The following is a 16,489-nucleotide window of genomic DNA, read 5'->3' as shown; positions in this document are numbered from 1 at the left end:
CCCGATCTTCCAACCGGGCTTCCGTGCGGCATTCAATTGGCAAAAAGCCGAGTCCTGTCAGGCACTCTGCGCCGCTTGCATCGCGCGCGCCGCCATCCAATCCTTCAGGCCAAGAACCGTTCTTCCGGCTGCGACCTCGGAGGCCCAGGCAACCCTTGGGTCGCCGCAGGGCTCATCGCCGGAATGCCGGTTGATGTGGCCATTGGCCATCCATGGCTCGGGCTGTATCCGTCGCAGCCAGTCCGCCATGCTCGGGATACGGCCCTGACAGTCTTCGCGGACATGCTGCTCGCCGATCCAGCGTACGGGGATGTCGCGACCCGCGCTATTGGTCAGGGTCAGGCCGAAGACACGTTCGGCCTCAAACAGGCCTTGGGCATGGTGGCGCATGGCTCGGTGCGTAAAGAGCGCGAGGTGCTCTTTCGAGGCGTCAATTATCTGGACACTTGCGAATTCACCTCCAAGGCTGAAGTTTTCACCTTTTCCCGAAGGCAGATTATGCAAGTCACCAGAACTCCCGAGGGGGCTGTCCCTCGCTTCTTTGTCCGCGATGATGCAGGCAATTCCGTCAAACCGATTCACGATTTCCTCCGTTATCTCGACGCTCGGGGCTCATCCCCGAACACCATTCGCTCCTACGCCTACGATCTGCGGCGCGTGTGGGAGTTCTTCGAAGCCCGAGAGCTCGAGTGGCAGGGCTTCAACATCGCGATCGCCGTCGATCTGATCGCTTACCTGCATGACCGGATCGACATGCGCCCCGGCCGGTCCGCAACAGCGCCTGGCCCGGATCGGCTGTCACCGGCAACGGTCAATCGAGCGCTGGCAGCAATGTCGTCGTTCTGCGACTGGGCGATCATTGCAGGGAAGCTGACCCCGCCAAATCCGATGCGGGTCAGCAAGAGTATCAACAAGCCTTCGGTCACCGACCGGCACCGGCCGTTCTTTGAAGGCATTTCCCGTCGCTCAGCGAGCGTGCGCGTAATCCGTGTCCGCAGCGTTCACCGCCTGCCTCGTCCGATGAGCGACGACCAAGTCGAACGTCTCTTCGCCGAAGTGACCTGCCTGCGCGATCGCGCTCTTGTGCTCCTGATGCTTCATGGCGGCCTGCGTCCGGGAGAAGCTCTCAGTTTGCATCTCGAGGATATCGCCTATGGGCGGCGGCGCGTGACCGTCCGATGTCGTGATGATCACCCGAAAGGGGCACGCGGAAAGTCTCGCGTTGAACGTGTCGTCGACCTGCATGACGGGCAGGCCCTCGATACCATCAGCGCCTATGTCATGCGTGACCGTCCCCGCGAGACAGACACACCGTTCATCTTTCTGGTCGGCGGAAACGGCACGAGGCGATCTGAGCCCTTGTCCTATGCCGCGTTGGCAAAAGCCTTCGCGCGAGCGGCAGAACGAGCAGGGATCAAATCGCCCGGCGTCACACCGCATGCACTGCGGCATACCCATGCCACCCGCATGTGGGAAGCAGGCATGCGAGAGATGACCCTGCAGCGCCGGCTCGGGCATGCATCACCGGAATCAACACGTATCTACACCCGCGTGTCCGACGCCACGGTACTCGCCGAGTACAGCCGCGCGATGGGGCTGAAGCCATGACGGATCCGTTGCCAAACACCCTGCGAGGCTTTTCGACCGACATCGCGCCGTCGCATTGCGAGGAAGAGGAATACCGCACATTCATCGTCGGCCTCGACATGACCAGTGCAATGAAGAACCGCTATGTCGCTCAACGTCGAGAGTTCGTCGCCGCCTTTCCCGATCTCACTCTTTGGTGCGAACAGCCGCTTGAGGTTCGGCTTGGACGACTTCACGGAACATCTGCTTTCACACCGGAATACCCTGCCTCGTTCTGGGCGCGGCAATACCTCTACTACCTCGCCTTAACGGACCGCCTGCGCCTCGACTATGGGTTCCTCCTGTCGATTTCGCCCATGTATGCCGCCCAACTCGCAAACAACCTGGGTATCGATCTGGGTATTCCGGCTCTCCGCAAGCGCCAGAAAGCGATGGGGTATCACCAGACGACACCACAGGGGTCGACCAACTGGGTGGTTTCCCGCATCGCGCTTCATGCCGGCATACGTTCGCCTGATCTCATCACCTCCGACGACCTTGCAGCGTTGGACGCTGCAATTTCTGCATATGCTGCGTCTTCCCTGATGAAGCGCTTCCTTGGCTACGACCCGCAGAAGGCCAAGACGACCGCCCATTTCTGGCACCGCTATGTCCGCCAGACACAGCTTGTCCTGCACCACCTCGGCAACGGCATCGCGCGACCAGGGCCAGAACCCGGTTCAGAAACCGCTGGATCGGCGGCAACTCCTCGAGCAGCACCCCGTCCTTGTCGATCAGCCGCAGGGCCGTCCAGTCGGTGAAGCTCTCGTAGCTCATCGCCTCAGCGCGCCCGGCGGCAAGATCGGCGAAATACCCACGCAGCGCTGCTCGCGCAATCGGGCTTTCGAGATTGTCCTCCTCGCGGAACATGCCTTGCGAGCCGGTCTCGCGCTGGCCCTTCGTCAAGGCCCCGAGCTGGTCGAGGCGTTTGGCTATAGTTGAGGTGAAGCGTTTCTCGCCATGCACATCGGAGGTGCAGACCCGGAAGAAGGGGGCGCTGACCTGGGCCGAGCGATGCGTGCGGCCCAGCCCCTGGATGGCCGCATCGGCGCGCCAGCCGGGCTCCAACAGGTAGTGCCGGCGCCGTTTCTGGTTCTTCGCCGTTTGCGCCGCGTGATAGGACCGGCCCGTACCGCCTGCATCGGAGAAGATCAGGATATCCTTCTCGCCGTCCATGAAGGCTTCGGTCTCGGATGAATTGCTGCTGGCGGCGCGCTTCTCGATGAAGAGGTGGCCATCGTCCGCCTTCAGAGGTCGGATCGACCTTCCGGTCACTTCGGCCACGGCCTCGTCGCCAAAGGCCCAGAGGATCTGATCCAGCGCCGAAGGGATCGGGGCCAGCGTCATCAACTCCATCATGGCCGCATCGCGCAGGGCAAGCGCTTCGCGGGAGACAACCAGCGCGCCATTGGCGTCGCGCAAGGGTTCAGCCACCATGTTGCCGTCGATCTCGACAAGCTTTTGCGCATGGATCGGGAAGGCCTGTTCGAGATAGCCCAAGACATAGTCGCGCGGCGTCAAGGCACCCTCGACGAGCTCGTCTTCCAGGTCCATCGTTTCAAGCCGACGCTTCAGCAGGCTCTCACCCGTCGAGACCACCTGGATGACGCAAGCCTTGCCCGCCGCCAGATCGTCCTCGATGGCGCGGATAATGCTTGGGGCTTTCATCCCCATCAGGAGATGGTTGAAGAAGCGCTGTTTCGTGCTCTCGAAGCGGGACTTGGCCGAGGCGCGTGCGGCCGAGGCATTGGTCTCGCCAGAGGCGTCGTTGACGCCGGTCGCCGTCAGCGCGGCTTCGAGATTGTGGTGGATGGTGCGAAACGCACCCGCATAGGCGTCGTAGATCTCGATCTGGGCCGGGGTGAGCGCGTGTTCGAGCACGTCATACTCCACGCCGTCGAAGCTGAGGGCGCGGGCCGTGTAGAGCCCGAGCGTCTTGAGATCGCGCGCGACCACCTCCATGGCAGCGACACCGCCGGCTTCCATCGCAGAAACGAAGCTCTCGCGGCTTGGGAAGGGGTATTCGGGGCCCTGCCCCCAGAGCCCCAGCCGCGCGGCATAGGCTAGGTTGTGCACGCTCGTGGCACCCGTGGCCGAGATGTAGAAGACGCGAGCGCGGGGTGCTGCCAGTTGCAGCCGCAGGCCAGCAAGGCCCTGCTGGGAGGGTTTGACCCCCCTGCCCTGCTCGGACCCGGCCGCGTTCTGCATGGCATGGGCCTCATCAAAGGCCAGTACGCCTTCAAAGTCTTCGCCCATCCAGTCGAGGATCTGGCTCAGTCGTGTGGTGCCGCATTTGCCCGCCGAGCGCAGCGTGGCGTAGGTCACGAACAGGATGCCATCACCCATCTGGATCGGTTGGTCCGGTTTCCATTTGGAGAGCGGCTGAATGTCGGCGGGCGAGCCGCCGAGATCGGTCCAGTCGCGGATCGCGTCCTCGATGAGCGTGGCGGATTTGGAGACCCAGATCGCCTTCCTGCGCCCAGCGAGCCAGTTCACCAGGATGAGCCCGGCGCATTCGCGCCCCTTGCCGCAGCCCGTGCCGTCACCGAGGAAGTAGCCAAGGCGATAAGCATTGGCGTCCGGGTCATCATCGGCACGGGTGAGTTTGGTCTGGTCGTCGTCGATGGTGAACCGCCCCGGCAGGTCACGCCCATGGGCATCATTGGCCATGATGATGGTCTCGAGCTGAGCCTCGGAGAGATGCCCATCCTCGATCAGCCTGGCAGGCAGGCGCAATTCCGCACTGGCCGCGCCAGAAGGCACGGGCGGCGCCACGGAAGCCATGGCGATGCTTTCGACCAAGGGCGTGGGATGTTCCTGCGCACCCGCGATCTCGATCCGCTGAGGGCGATAGCGCGCATAGATATCCGAGACGGGCGTGTTGTCGCGCGCGGCCTCAAGGCTTGTGAAAGTGAGCGGTATGGCGGCGTTGGTCTGAGCGTTGGACGCCACAACTCTAGCAACTGGTCGCTTGCGCGTGACAGGTACTGGACCGACCGATCGCGCATGAGGGTTTTTCGCCGCCTGTTGTACGGGGCGCGCCTCGGGCCGGGTTGCGGCCACGGCGTCGGCAAAAGGAAGGGCTTCATCCAAGTCCCTGACGCTGGCGCGGATCATCTCTCCGTCCTCCTGCACCTTGTCGAAGACCATCAGCTGGGTTTCCACAGAGGTGCCGAGCTTGCGGTAAACCTGTCCCGGCATCGTGAGGGCCAAGCGCGGCGTCAGGAGACCGCAAGCGCGGGACCAATGCGCGGCATCGCGTTCGGGCGTGAATCCCGGCGGCATGATCGCCACCAGCCGCCCGCCATGCGCGAGACGCTTTGCAGCCGCAATGAGATGTTTGGCGGCGATGTGCTTGTCGCGGGAGCGATCGACCGAGGAGGCGAACGGCGGGTTCATCACCACGATGTCGGGTAGAACCGGCGTCTGCAGCAGATCGTCGATATGCTCGCCGTCATGGCCCGTCGCCTCGCCGCCGAAGACCGCGCGCAATAGGCTATGGCGAAAGGGGTCGATTTCATTGAGAGAAAGCGTGGCACCGGCCCGGGCAGCAAAACCGGCCAAAGCACCGGTGCCAGCCGAGGGCTCCAGCACGGTCTCGCCCTTGCGAATGGCTGCCGCCCGCACGGCCAAGGCGGCAAATGGCAGTGGCGTGGAAAACTGCTGCAACCGGATCTGCTGCTCGGAGCGGCGGGTTTCCGTCAGCAGCCGTGAGGCAAGCAGCTTTGCAGCGGCGATGTCACCTGCTGCACCGTCCCCACGCAGCACAACCTGGATGGCCGCGGCCTGCATCAGGTCATAGGCCATGCGCCAGTCCCAAGCACCGCCGGCGTCGCTGCCATGAAACGTCTCGCGCATGATGCGCGCGAGCGCTGAACTGCGCAGGGGTTGGTGGTCGATCTCCGCGCAGATCTGCGCCAGCGCAGAGGCGAGGTCAGTATCAGAGATTGGGAAAGCCGGGTTTGCCGGATTGGGCTTGGTCATGGGGATTTTCCTTCGGATCAGGGTCTGAGTTCCAAAGGACAAAAAGCCCGCTCTACACTTTTTGGGGTTTCCGCCGAAAGCTATGACGGAGGTTGGGCAACGAGAGTGAGTGCAGAATTTCAGATTACGAGCGCGACCCGCCCTTGTCCGAATCAAAGGCTAAGTCACGCAGCCGATCGGCAAACACTTTTTTTGACAGAAGAAGCGGCGGCAACCCACCAAAACACCCCGAAACGCACGAAGGTACCAGGTAAGACCAGAACGCACTGTTCAAGACTGTTGGCGGCGCTTCTCATCAATCACCGCCTGCACAAGATTCATTACGTTGGAATGAGGTGTCGCGGCCTGCTGGTCATTCAGCGCCTCCTCCACCTTGGACCGAAACCAGGCATAATGAGATTTCATGTCAGCGGTCACGGAAATGGTCCTCAAGGCCCCTATCCAGCAGCTCGCCTAGGTCTCTAGGCATATCGGCAACACTCAGAGCGACCCGAGATCGGCTGTCGGAGGAATGGACCTTGGACAGATCGACTTTGTCGCAGGCCTGTTTACGATCTGAAGGTTGTTTCAACTCAGAGTCCCCGTTCACGCGACGATCGAACGTTACAGCAAAACTTCCCGGACGATAAGACTCTTGAGATCTCTACATTATGGGGATGACCAAAACATCTGCGCACAGACGCCCTTTCACGCCATTGCCGACGTTAAGGCGGGATGCCGCGAAGGTCTCAAACGAGCCCAGAGTGAGCGATGCTGCGCGCTCCACCAATGTCAGTTTTGGTGGTGATCGGCGAAATTGTGTATTTTTGGAAGCACCGCCAAAAGCTCTACAAAGTGTTCGCGGTGCGCGGTATAACGGGAACCCCGCACGCATGTATGCGATGATTTTCCAGATTTCTTCTTCAGTCAGCGCTTCCCTGAAGGCTGGCATTTCTGTTCCGAAGCGCTGACCGCCCTCAGAAATTGCCCAGAGCAGATACTCGTCTCCCGACATCGGCATCTGAACAAACCATCTAAGGAGAGCCGGAGAAGGCACGAGAGACCGACCGGCCTCACCATCCCCGAGACCCTCGGCTCCATGACAACTTGCGCAGTTCGCTGTGTATAGCGTCTGGCCTTCCGCGATAACTTCAGGCGTCGCGCGAATAGTGCTCCGAGCGCCCCGATAAGCTGCGGGCACGCACTCGTTCATGTAAGTCCAATGTCGTTGCATGCGCTGTTGCTGGCCCGGACCCATGTTGCCGTGTCCCCAGCCAGGCATGCGTTCAGACCACATGTGGTTCGGTCCCATTGGCCCGTGACCCCACCCAATCGCCTCGCTGCTGCTGTGCGAAGGCTACAGTAGCAGAGATCATACACACCGCAACCATACCAAAATAGCGTGATTTATGCTGCTTCATAGTCTTCTCCTTATGGTTTCCGATCAATGAAATTGCCGTCAGGCTGCTTCGTAACTCGTGAACACTTCGGTGTTACCGTCGCGCCGGATCAGAAATACATCGTAGGCTTCACGCTGATCTTCTGGCCCCATTCCGTGTGATCCATAGGGCATGCCGGGAACGGCGAGACCGACTGCGTCTCGGCGTTCGTCCAGAAGGCGACGAATGTCTGCTGCGGGCACATGGCCCTCGATCATATAGCCTTCGATCTCGCCTGTGTGGCACGATATCATCTCTTGGGGGATGCCATTGTCCAACTTGTGTCGGACCAGCAGTGTTCCAAAGCTGCGCTCCTCGGTCACACGGAAGCCTTCAGCCCGAAGAATATCAGCCCAAACCCGGCAACAGCTGCAATTCGGGTCCTTAAGAACGTGGATCGACGGAGCTCCCTGCGCAATCGCGGCGAAGGGTGCAATGCTGGTAAGACCTACAGCGGCTATAATAATTTGACGGCGCGTTACATCAATATCAGTCGTCCTTTAGCTCTGTCCTAGTCTATTTCATCGCTTAGTGGCTGCTTATCTCCCGCGATAGTTGTCGCAGGCCTCAACGCCCCCTGCGACCACATCGAGAAGTGCGTCCACATCGCTCAACAGCGTTGCGATACGTGCGCTACTGATACGGTAGCGGATGAAGCGCCCATCTCGGTCGCTGTTAACTAGCCCGCACTCCAACAAGCATCGCAAGTGGTTGGATACGTTTGGTTGTGATAGTCCCGTACGCTCGACGAGTTCGTGAACAACCAGCGGCTCCCCGCACAGCGCGCCGAGAATAGACAAGCGGCTTGGGTCGGCAAAGCCGCGAAATAGTTTTGCTCGTTGTTCAATGGTACCGACCTTGCGGTCCACAACGATCTGCGTCATATCATTGCTCACTGATATATTATCCTTTGATCCACTTTAGCAGGAGAACTGCGATCATGGCCAACGCAGAAAGCGCGATAGCAGATATCCCATCCTTTCGTTACCGCGTTTCCGGCATGGATTGCGCCAAGGATGCCGCCCAGATCGAGCGGGCGGCGCAATCTGCGGGTATCGCGCCTGACGCCGTGAAAGTGTCTACTGCAACGCACATAATGACTTTGACAGCTCCCGAAGCGCGCTTGCCGGAAATTGAAAAAGCCGTCGAGACAACAGGGTATGGGTTTGACCGCATCGAGAGCGACGAAGATATTCAGCAAGGTACGGCCCATCAGGACCCTGGCTATCGCCGCGCGCTCTGGATCGTTGTGATCCTGAATGTTGGTTATGGCGTTCTTGAAATGATCGGCGGGTTCATTGCCGGGTCACAGGCCGTGAAGGCCGACGCGCTGGATTTTATTGGTGATGGCGCGATCACCTTCCTCGGCCTGCTGGCCATCGGTTGGAGTCTTCTCTGGCGGGCGCGGTCGGCCCTGATCCAGGGCATCTTCCTTGCCCTGCTTGGTCTTGGCGTCTTTGGGACAACCATCATGCGGGCATTCGAGCCGACAACCCCAGACGCCACGCTGATGGGGCTTCTGGGCCTGATTGCTCTTGTGATCAATGTCATCTCCGTGCTGCCGTTGCTGCAGTACCGGAAGGGGGACGCGAACATGCGTGCCGTCTGGCTGTTCTCGCGCAACGACGCCATTGGCAATGCGGCAGTCGTTGTCGCGGCCGGTCTGGTGGTTTGGCTGGGTAGCGCGTGGCCCGACCTCATTGTCGCCTTCGGCATCGCCGGGTTATTCCTGCATTCTTCCTGGTCGATCATCCGCGACGCGCGGGCCGATCTGAAGGCGGCGGCATGAACAACCGCGTTCTGGGTGGGCTCTGTGCGATTGCAGCTTTCGGTCTCGATCAGGGCACCAAGGCGCTTGCCCTGAACACCCCGGCGCTTGAACATGGGGTCGAGGTTCTGCCCTTTCTCAATCTCGTTCGTGTTCTGAACGATGGCGTCAGCTTCGGTATGCTCGGCGGGATCGTACCCTGGTGGGGTCTCATCGCGCTTGCTACCGCGATCATGGCAGGGCTGCTGATCTGGTTGTGGCGCGCGCTAGATAGGCTGACGGCTGCTGCTCTCGGTATGATCATCGGCGGTGCGCTCGGCAACGTCTTCGACCGGCTGCGCTATCAGGCCGTCCCTGACTTTCTCGACTTCCATTACGGGTCATACCACTGGCCGTCCTTCAACTTGGCTGACGTGGCGATCTTTTGTGGGGCGGCACTGCTGTTCTGGGACGGCTTTCGCGCCTCGAAAGTCAGGCCGGAAAATCGGGAACAAGACAATCGCAAGGGAGATGTCACGGGGGGATAACAGCTAACAGGCAAAGAACTTTGGGAGGGAATTCGGCTTGAGATTTTTGGATTGGATTGACCGTGGCATTCGCGGCATCGGCGTCGTGACTGCGTGGCTGACAGTTGTTTCGATTGCTGCTTATGGCGCGCTTCAGATGCTGGATCGCAAGCTACAACTTGGCGTGTCGAGCTATTTGCCGGACCTGTCCACGTCACTGCTGTTCATCCTAATTTTCTTGACCTTTGGGTATACCTATCTGCGCGACGGTCACGTGCGCGTTGATGTTCTTCGCAGACATTGGTCCGCCCGCCGCATTGCTTGGATCGAACTGATTGGCGGCCTTTTTGTCCTTCTGCCGCTCGCCGCCATCCTGACCTACTACGGATGGGACGGCCTGATGCGCACCACAAAATACGCCGAGACCCAAGTGTGGGCACAACGCATAGCGGGGGTCATAGGCCCCATCTTGCTGGCTTTTGCGGGGATGATCGTCGCCCTTCGCAACATCGGCTTTCTGGCAGGGAGACGTGCGCAAGGCGCACCGGACCAAGCAAGCGGCCTGCACAATGGTGAATGAGGTCCTCACGGTTGCCATGCTTGTCGTGATGGCGATTGGGGTTTTCAGTGGCTTTCCGGTGGCGCTGGTGCTCGCGGGGACAGGCTTCTTGGGGTTTGTCGCTGCGGTTTGGGTGGGGATCACTGATTTTCAGCATCTGGGGCTGATCTACCTGCGGGCCCGTGGTGTACTGACCAATGAATCAGTCCAATTCACCAGCGTTCCAATGCTGATTTTTCTTGGCCTGATCCTGAATGCCAGCGGCGTTGCCGAAACCATGTTTCGCTTGCTGGGGCGTCTTCTGACAGGCGTTCCCGGTCGCTACGCCATTGCGACTTTGCTGATCGGCCTCGTTCTTGCGCCCGCCGCCGGGGTGATCGGTGCTTCCGTCATAACTGTGGCGTTGGTGGCCTATGCCCCGATGATGGCGTCGGGCTACGCACCGCGAACCGCAGGAGGCGCTGTCGCAGCTTCTGGAGCATTGGGTGTCGTGTTCCCGCCAGCCGTGATGCTGTTCTTCATCTCGAACGTGTTCTATCTGCGCATCGGATTGATGTATGTGGCCCTCATCGTACCTGTGCTTCTGATGGTCATGGCCTTCGCGGTCTACTTTGCGGTCACCTTGAGAAAAACGGTCGAAATCCCGCTGGACGCACCCAAGACCAATCTTGTGTCAGACCTCTTGTTTGTACTCGCGTCTGTCGCGGTTATCGCATCCATTCCGCTCAGCATCATTCTGGGCTTTGCGACACTAACAGAGGCGGCTGGAGTAGGGGTGTTTGGCGCGCTTTTGGTTGCTCTGGCGCGAAAGCGTCTGTCTTTCTCGTCGTTAAACTCTGTCACGGTGCAGACAAGCACGATGACGTCGATGGTCTTCTTCATCGTACTTGGCGCATCGGTGTTTTCGCTCAGTTTCCACCTCGTTGGTGGACCAAATGTGATCTTCGACTGGATATCCGCATTCGATCTCACCCGGTGGGAACTGTTGGCCATGCTCCTTGGCGTGATCATCATACTTGGGTTTGTTTTTGACTGGATCGAGGTGCTGCTGGTCTTTGTACCCGTACTGATGCCGATTATTTCAGAGCTCGACTTCGCAGATCACGTCGGCTCTGCCTACTTTGCACAAATCTGGATCGCTGGCCTGATAGCCTTGGCGTTGCAGACGTCTTTTCTGACGCCCCCTTTCGGTTATGCCCTGTTCTTTGCCAAGATGGCCGCACCGAAGGGTATCAATCTGTCTGATATCTATCGCGGAGCGGTACCCCTTGTTGCCATTGAGATTGCATTGATCGCGGCGCTGATCTCGTTTCCTCAGCTTATCACTTGGCTGCCCGAAATGGCCCTTGGGGATGCCGATGCGCCGCAATTGATACAGCGGTGAGTGATGTAGCCTGCAGCGGGGGAAAGCATTCCCTTGTGGGTTCTCTAGGTTTAACCGTTTTTTCGGATTGAGCTGAAGCGGCCACTGGCGCAGCCGCAGCGAAATGGTGCTTAGTCCGCATCTTACCAGTTCGTACACGATGCAGCGAACGGCTGGTGTACGGATAGGGAGGGACTTCTGAGAATTTCATCGTACCAGCCATATGACACACCAATGTCGCTTATTTCACTCGGCTCAAGGGTGACGGGAGATTGTAGGGCAGAACGACCTCTTTACGGACAGCCTCAGCGTAGGATTCTGCCCCTTCCAGCATTCGACCCCACTTACCGATCGGGCACCGCTTCAAGGGAAGTTTCGAACCGCTTGCCCGCCGCTGCAGCTTCTTTCAAGAGCGCGTCGAAATTGTCAGGTGGATTGCCATCTTCCAACATCCCTTTGAACGTCGCATAGGCATCCGTCTTGCTGCCGTAGGCGCGCAGGGTCTTGTCGTCGTTCACCCAGGCCACCACGATGACCTTCGCATCGCTGTTGAACCGATAGAACAGCCGATACTGCTGGAAGAATTTCGCCCGGAACCAATGCTTGCGGTGATCGCCGAGTGTGCCGCCTTGCCGGAAGGCGGCGGCACCCGGATCTGCCGGTATGGCCTCGGTGACCAGCTTGAAGATGGCGGCCAGCCGTTTCGTCGGGTTTTTCTTGCGCCAGGTCTTAGGATCGCGTGCCTTACGCGCCTCGACCTCTTCAATCAGCCCTTCGAGCTGATCCAGAAAGAGCGGATGCGCATAAATCGACCATCCGTTTACGACAAGGGGCGCTTGGGCGGGCACGCTATCGCCGCTCATTCATCCTCGAGCGATAGCGGCGCATCGAGATCGACGTCAACGGCTCCGACCAGTGCTGCAAGACGGTCATGCAAAGCCCCATCGAACGCCCGAATGCGGTCCGGATGCGCCTTGATATCGGCCTCGACAAAATCGAGAAAGGCTCCGAGCACGGGATCTTCCTCGTCGCTGCGCACGGGCTCGATATAGACCCTGCCACTCGGCTCGGTGCAGTAACGAATCTGGTCGCCCTTGCCCAGCTTGAGCTGTTTGCGCACACCCGCCGGCACGGTCGTCTGATACCGATCCGTGAGTTTCGAGACATCTTGTGCGAGGGCTGTCATGGCAGTCTCCTGAAGAAAAGGGTCTTTGCTGCCCGCGATAGGTAATGCATTTGCATTGCCTTGTCAAGACAAGCCGCAGCATCTGCTGTCGCCGGGCAGGTCGATGAACCGTCCGGCGCAGGACCTAATTTCGCCCCGCCAGGAACTCCGCCAGCACCGGGCTAGCCGCACCTTTCGCGGAGCTGAGCAGCTCCGAACCCGCAAGCGAGGCCTTCGACAGGCGTACGAGCCCACCAGTTTCCTCGATGCGGTAGCAGCGGCGCTTTTGCCGCCCGCGCCTGTAGTGGGTCGCGGTGACAATCTGGCAGGTACTGCCATCGGTGAGCGTCACAGGTGCTGCGAGCCTGATCTTGTCGCCTTCCTCGTAGTCCGGGATCGCAGCCCAGTCCTGGCAGCGCTGGCGCCAGGCATGAGCATAGCTGTCCGGGTCTTTCAGGTCGGAGAGGAGCTCGATCAGCCCAAGGGGAGCACGAGACTCGTTCGGGCCAGCACTTTCCTCCATGTCCTTGTAGCCCCAGCAGCCGTCATCGTATCGGGTGAGGAAGACAGCACCGAACGTGATGGAGCCATCCGCATCGGTCACATAGGTCGTGTCCTCGACCGGCGAGCCATCGATACTTGTGACCTTTGCCGCCGCGTACCAAGTCGAACCCACCTTGCAGGCTTTGACCAGTTCCGTCTTGCGCCTGTCGCTCTCGAAGGTGCAGAGCCGGGCAATCTCCGCTTTCTCATCCGCGTAGGTCTGGACGCGGCGATCGGTATAGAAGAGCCATCCCATCTCAGAGTCCTTTCTCTCATTGGGGAAATTGTTGTCGTCAATGTCCCGAGAGGGCCGCAGGCCTGGCAGGGTATTGGCGATGCTTGTTTGAGAAAGGGCGCGTTACGCCGCCCTCCGGTCATCGATTTCCATCAGCGCATCGAGCGGCACGCGGTAGGGCTGCATGGCGTCGAAATCCTCGCAATTGCCGCAGTTCTGCACGATCGCGAAGGTATCGCAGGCATCCTTGAGGATGACCCGGAAGGTGCCGCCGAGGCCCGAGGGCACCTCGTAGGTCCCGCCGATGAGATAATCCGAGGCCCGGCGTACGAAGACGCGGATGCTGTGGCCATCGGTGGCGAGCCGGATCGCCCCCCGCCCCCGGTCGATGAGCACCTGCACGTCATCCAGGATGTCGGTGTAGAACTGGCCGGTCAGATCGCGAAACGCCATGCGGCGCTGCGCCATCCAGTCGGTATCCCGAAACGGGTTCATGCCGTCGGCGAAGGCGAAGGAGGGATCTGCCTGTTCGGTGGTGACGATACGGGTGGTCGTGCCATCGATGCCGTTTGAGCGCAGATGCACACCATTGCCGACGATCAGGATCAGGGCGGGCCTGTCCACGGGCCCGTTCCAGTTGGGCAGGAAGGTCTTGCAGGCGCGCGCATGGGCGATCTGTGCCGCAACAGCGGACGCAGAGAACTTGAGAATAGCCATGGGGATGTCTTTCGGTTGGGTGTGGGAGGGTCGACCCGCGCGGGAAATGCCTCGCGCGGGTCGCGTGAGGACTCAGGCCGCTTGCGCGACCTCGCTGTCAGGCTCGGGAGATTCCGAGGCGGGCTCCGCCTCATCACAGACGACACCGGCGGTCTGCATCATCGGCGGGCACCAGGCGGCTACGGCAGCGCGCTGCGCGTCCGTGAGTGTGGCGAACGGCTCTGCAAAGAGCTTGTCGCAGAAGGCGACGATCTCCTTCTTGCTCGACGAGGCCAGCGTCACCGCCTCCTGGGCCAGACCCAGATCCTCGCCGAGGATCTTCAGGAGCCATGCCTTTTTGAAGCGATTGAAGAGCGCCGCGTTCGGCGTCCAATGCGCGCGGATATCGGGCATGATCTCGATCTCGAACGCATGCATCAGGCTGTCGCGCTGGCGGTCCCGCGCGAAGCAGGACTGCGTGGTGCTGGCCGTGGCATAGGCGACGAGCTTGGCCTTCTCCCCTGCTTCGAGCGCGCGAAACGCCGCGAACTGATCGGCGGGCGGGCGGGTATCATCGAGCCACGAGAGGTCCAGCACATCATGCGCCGCGGCCACCTGCGCGAGGGAGGTCTCGTCAATCTCGTCCATCTTGGCGTGGTTGCGGTATTCCTTGCGGGCATCGATCTTGATCGCCTGCGTGACACTCATGCCGCTGGCCAGAACGTCGCTCACCAGCTTGAAGAGCGTCAGATCGAGCGTGGCTTCCGGATGCAGCGCCATCGCGGCGCCAAGGGCCATGGCCCGCTCGGTCTTGAGGTCCTCGGCCAGTGAGGCTGGATAGGTGATTTCGCCGGCGTCCGGGGCCTCTTCCCCGGTCGGGCTAGCCGAAGAGCCGCGCGCGCCCTCCTCTTTCACGGTGTCTTCCGGGCGGACGAGACCAACATGGAGCGTGATCTGCCCACCCTGCCACGACGCGATCACCCCGGACCGCGCGAGGTCCTCGGTGCTGTAAGCCTCCTGCAGATCGCGGGCTTCCTCTTCCAGAGCGTCCACGCGCTCGTAAAGGGCATTGTAGGCACCGTCCTCGAGCCCCTCATCCTCCATCTGGAGCTGCAGTTTATCAAGCTCGGCAGTGATCTCATCGATGCGCTTCTGGGCGGATGCATCCGGCACGATCGGGCCGGGATAGACGCGGCCATAGTCGGCCATGGTCGCGTAATCATAGCGCACCATCGCATCGGCCCAGGCGAAGCCCAGCCTCATACGGGCCTCTTCGGCAGCGGCACCGAGCTTCTCGAGCAAGATGGTCTCGACCAGTGCTGCATCCTCGAGCACGGAATGCTCTTCCAGAAGGTCAGCCGCGACAGCACCGCCGAGGGCCTCGTAGTCCGCGCGCACGAAGGCTCCGATATCGTCGCTGACCTGCACGCCGCGGGATTTGAGCGCTTGCCGGACGGTATAGGCCTGCAGATAGCTGTCTTCCTTGGTGAGCGCCTCGTAGACCTCGCGCTGAACCTCCTGGCTCGGGTGCTCGGCAAAGGCCTTCATCGTGTCGAGCGTGATCGTCTTCGCCCGGGCCGCGGCGCGGATATCGGGGTGGATCAGCCCGTAGCGCAACCGGCCTTTCACGGCGGCAACGGTCGTGCCGAAAGTCATTGCGATGGTCTCAGGCGTCTGGCCATCGACCTCCATCATCCGCGCGAAAGCCTCGAACTCGTCGATTGCGTTCATCGGTGCCTGGGTGATGTTCTCGGCGAGCGACAGCGCCGTGGTGACGTCGCACTTCTCCGGCACAAGGCGGCAGTCGACCTTGGTCTTCGCGGTGAACCCCTTCGCGGCCTTGTCGGCGACCAGCTCCTTCAGGGCTGCATGGCGTCGGCCACCGGCGAGGACAGCGTATTTGCCGTCGAGCTTCTGGACCAGGAGCGGCTGCAGGAGACCCAGAACAGCGATGCTGGCTTTCAGATGGGCGATGTTCTCGGGGTCGTAGGTTTCCGGCGCGTTGCTGCGCACATTGGCGGGGTGGGCAGTCAGATCGCCAATAGCGACGGATACGGGTTTGAAGCTTGTGGTCATGGGATGTCCTTCTCGGTAGTTATGCTGCGGCCGGCGCGTTCAAACGCGTGACCAATCCCCGGCTTCGGAGATCAAAAGGACAAAAGGCCCGCTTTGCCTTTTGAGGGGGCAGCGGGCCTTAGGAGGCTCAGAAATAGGTCTTGAGGCTGCCCCCCGCCTACCAGTCGCGCGCCATCATGATGGTCAGCACACGCATGGTGGTGGCGGGATTGTCTGGGGTCTCAGCCCCGTAGCGAAACTCCGAACCCGCTTCGTACAAATCCAGTTTCCAGAACACGGTCTCACCCCGGATCTCGACCGCCCCGAAATCGTGCCATCCCTCGGGATCATTCTCAGGCTCGAATGTATCGAACGCACCGGTTGCCTTCACCGCCTCGGCCATGAAGCCGTCACCGGCCTCCATAAGCGCGCGGGTGACATGCATGCGGCTCTGGATGGGCCGCGCGGGCGGCACTCCAAGGCACGCAAGCTTGCGAAACGCATCGTTCTGCGCCGCGATCACACTCGGATCTGCACGGTCTGGCTGGGGTTGAACATTCATGGACATAGG

The 16,489-nt window shown here is 60.6% G+C and carries 16 protein-coding genes and 1 pseudogene; 5 read left to right on the top strand and 12 right to left on the bottom strand.

Going from position 1 to position 16,489, the window contains the following annotated elements; all coding sequences use genetic code 11:
• Positions 1-57: 57 nt before the first annotated feature.
• Positions 58-435, bottom strand: a pseudogene (locus ACXYMN_RS16125) (DUF6915 family protein); the annotation flags it as partial.
• On the opposite strand from ACXYMN_RS16125, the gene ACXYMN_RS16120 reads away from it, so the two are divergent.
• A complete protein-coding gene (locus tag ACXYMN_RS16120; protein ID WP_459014683.1) occupies positions 379-1,608 on the top strand; it encodes a tyrosine-type recombinase/integrase in 1,230 nt (409 codons plus the stop codon). The pseudogene ACXYMN_RS16125 and the gene ACXYMN_RS16120 overlap by 57 nt on opposite strands.
• 501 nt (positions 1,609-2,109) lie before the next feature.
• On the opposite strand, the gene ACXYMN_RS16115 is transcribed toward ACXYMN_RS16120, so the two are convergent.
• The 5 genes from ACXYMN_RS16115 to ACXYMN_RS16095 all read right to left on the bottom strand — a co-directional run bounded on the left by ACXYMN_RS16115 (position 2,110) and on the right by ACXYMN_RS16095 (position 7,912).
• The gene (locus ACXYMN_RS16115) at positions 2,110-5,610 is read right to left on the bottom strand and encodes a strawberry notch-like NTP hydrolase domain-containing protein (protein ID WP_459014682.1); all 3,501 of its coding nucleotides are present in this window, start codon (positions 5,608-5,610) and stop codon (positions 2,110-2,112) included.
• Positions 5,611-5,880: 270 nt separating this feature from the next.
• Positions 5,881-6,027, bottom strand: a complete 147-nt coding sequence (locus ACXYMN_RS16110; RefSeq protein ID WP_156108153.1) for a hypothetical protein — start codon at positions 6,025-6,027, stop codon at positions 5,881-5,883.
• A gap of 226 nt (positions 6,028-6,253) precedes the next feature.
• Positions 6,254-6,802 carry a c-type cytochrome gene (locus ACXYMN_RS16105; protein ID WP_459014697.1) on the bottom strand — a complete coding sequence of 183 codons (549 nt, stop codon included), beginning with the start codon at positions 6,800-6,802 and terminating at the stop codon, positions 6,254-6,256.
• Positions 6,803-7,048: 246 nt separating this feature from the next.
• Positions 7,049-7,516 carry a DUF411 domain-containing protein gene (locus ACXYMN_RS16100; protein ID WP_074637346.1) on the bottom strand — a complete coding sequence of 156 codons (468 nt, stop codon included), beginning with the start codon at positions 7,514-7,516 and terminating at the stop codon, positions 7,049-7,051.
• 51 nt (positions 7,517-7,567) lie between these two features.
• On the bottom strand, positions 7,568-7,912 hold the full coding sequence (locus ACXYMN_RS16095; protein WP_046212131.1) for an ArsR/SmtB family transcription factor: 345 nt from the start codon (positions 7,910-7,912) through the stop codon (positions 7,568-7,570).
• Between the two features lie 56 nt (positions 7,913-7,968).
• Here ACXYMN_RS16095 and ACXYMN_RS16090 point away from each other — a divergent pair, with 56 nt between their 5' ends.
• Genes ACXYMN_RS16090 through ACXYMN_RS16075 form a run of 4 tightly spaced genes read left to right on the top strand, consistent with a single transcriptional unit; the run spans position 7,969 to position 11,245 of the window.
• The gene (locus ACXYMN_RS16090; protein ID WP_339640047.1) at positions 7,969-8,817 is read left to right on the top strand and encodes a cation transporter; all 849 of its coding nucleotides are present in this window, start codon (positions 7,969-7,971) and stop codon (positions 8,815-8,817) included.
• Positions 8,814-9,323, top strand: coding sequence for a signal peptidase II (gene lspA, locus ACXYMN_RS16085; RefSeq protein WP_339640045.1), 510 nt, complete (start codon positions 8,814-8,816; stop codon positions 9,321-9,323). The genes ACXYMN_RS16090 and lspA overlap by 4 nt, the downstream gene beginning before the upstream one ends.
• Before the next feature lie 37 nt (positions 9,324-9,360).
• Positions 9,361-9,882: a TRAP transporter small permease subunit gene (locus ACXYMN_RS16080; protein WP_242649946.1), complete on the top strand. Its 522-nt coding sequence runs from the start codon at positions 9,361-9,363 to the stop codon at positions 9,880-9,882.
• Positions 9,872-11,245 carry a TRAP transporter large permease gene (locus tag ACXYMN_RS16075; RefSeq protein ID WP_321174746.1) on the top strand — a complete coding sequence of 458 codons (1,374 nt, stop codon included), beginning with the start codon at positions 9,872-9,874 and terminating at the stop codon, positions 11,243-11,245. The genes ACXYMN_RS16080 and ACXYMN_RS16075 overlap by 11 nt, the downstream gene beginning before the upstream one ends.
• A gap of 323 nt (positions 11,246-11,568) precedes the next feature.
• Here ACXYMN_RS16075 and ACXYMN_RS16070 read toward each other — a convergent pair whose 3' ends face one another.
• The 6 genes from ACXYMN_RS16070 to ACXYMN_RS16045 all read right to left on the bottom strand — a co-directional run bounded on the left by ACXYMN_RS16070 (position 11,569) and on the right by ACXYMN_RS16045 (position 16,486).
• Positions 11,569-12,087: a type II toxin-antitoxin system YhaV family toxin gene (locus ACXYMN_RS16070; protein ID WP_008282927.1), complete on the bottom strand. Its 519-nt coding sequence runs from the start codon at positions 12,085-12,087 to the stop codon at positions 11,569-11,571.
• A complete protein-coding gene (locus tag ACXYMN_RS16065) occupies positions 12,084-12,410 on the bottom strand; it encodes a type II toxin-antitoxin system PrlF family antitoxin (protein WP_148057222.1) in 327 nt (108 codons plus the stop codon). The genes ACXYMN_RS16070 and ACXYMN_RS16065 overlap by 4 nt, the downstream gene beginning before the upstream one ends.
• Before the next feature lie 124 nt (positions 12,411-12,534).
• Positions 12,535-13,188 carry a DUF6927 domain-containing protein gene (locus ACXYMN_RS16060; protein WP_037239996.1) on the bottom strand — a complete coding sequence of 218 codons (654 nt, stop codon included), beginning with the start codon at positions 13,186-13,188 and terminating at the stop codon, positions 12,535-12,537.
• 102 nt (positions 13,189-13,290) lie between these two features.
• A complete protein-coding gene (locus ACXYMN_RS16055; RefSeq protein WP_025042408.1) occupies positions 13,291-13,884 on the bottom strand; it encodes a hypothetical protein in 594 nt (197 codons plus the stop codon).
• Between the two features lie 72 nt (positions 13,885-13,956).
• The gene (locus ACXYMN_RS16050) at positions 13,957-15,939 is read right to left on the bottom strand and encodes a ParB/RepB/Spo0J family partition protein (protein WP_025042407.1); all 1,983 of its coding nucleotides are present in this window, start codon (positions 15,937-15,939) and stop codon (positions 13,957-13,959) included.
• Between the two features lie 157 nt (positions 15,940-16,096).
• Positions 16,097-16,486 carry a DUF3768 domain-containing protein gene (locus ACXYMN_RS16045; protein ID WP_025042405.1) on the bottom strand — a complete coding sequence of 130 codons (390 nt, stop codon included), beginning with the start codon at positions 16,484-16,486 and terminating at the stop codon, positions 16,097-16,099.
• Positions 16,487-16,489: the final 3 nt, after the last annotated feature.

Source organism: Roseivivax sp. CAU 1753 (assembly GCF_054482575.1).
The sequence above is the reverse complement of the archived record's forward strand: the minus strand, read 5'-3'. Positions and strand labels throughout refer to the sequence as shown.